Source organism: Sphingomonas endophytica (assembly GCF_001476895.1).
Lineage (GTDB): Bacteria > Pseudomonadota > Alphaproteobacteria > Sphingomonadales > Sphingomonadaceae > Sphingomonas > Sphingomonas endophytica_A.
The window spans coordinates 1-724 of sequence record NZ_LDTB01000265.1 but is presented as its reverse complement, the minus strand read 5'-3'; the positions used below and the strand labels follow the sequence as shown (position 1 = coordinate 724).

The window sequence follows — 724 nt, the reverse complement described above, 5'->3', positions numbered from 1 at the left end:
GATTTGGCACATGCTTCAAAAGTGCCGCAGCAGTCATGATCTGACCTGATTGACAGTATCCACACTGAATGACTTCGTGCTCGAGCCAGGCTGCCTGCACCTTTGAGCCTTCGGTAGTGGCGCCAATCGCCTCGATCGTCGTCACTGGGCGCGCGCCGACGTCACCGATTGACAGCACACATGATCTAAGCGCAAGCCCGCCGACATGCACGGTGCATGCTCCGCATTGGGCAATCCCGCAACCGAATTTCGTACCGGTAAGACCGAGAACATCGCGAATAACCCACAGCAAGGGCATATCAGCCGGCACGTCCACGTCATGCGTCGCGCCGTTGATGTTGATGTTGATGATGGCCACAAAACCTCCCGTCCTCTGCGGCACTAAGGGCAACGTAACGGCGCGCGCGGCCGACTCCCATCTACCGCATCAAGATGTGATCTCGTGACGTTGCGAGCCGAGATTGGCAATACCGCATTCCAGCACATCGCCTACCTTCATGAAGCGATTTTTACCGAAACCAACGCCAGGCGGCGTGCCCGTTGCCAAAATGTCGCCGGGAAGCAACGTCATGTGCGATGAGAAGTAGGCAAGCATCTCGGGGACACCGAACAGCATGTCGCTTGTATTGCCACGTTGCTCGTAGTTTCCGTTCAACTTGGTCCAGATATCGAGCTGCATTCCATCGACACCAGTCGTTAAATAGGGTCCGATCGGGGAATATCC

General features: G+C 56.1%; 2 protein-coding genes. Both read right to left on the bottom strand.

Annotated elements, in window-relative coordinates:
* Positions 1–358: (2Fe-2S)-binding protein (locus NS334_RS18005; protein WP_241492023.1), on the bottom strand; the 358-nt coding region annotated here is incomplete at its 3' end.
* A 69-nt stretch (positions 359–427) separates the two neighbouring features.
* Positions 428–724 (bottom strand): fumarylacetoacetate hydrolase family protein (locus tag NS334_RS17110; RefSeq protein ID WP_193753169.1); only part of this gene is annotated, 297 nt, incomplete at its 5' end.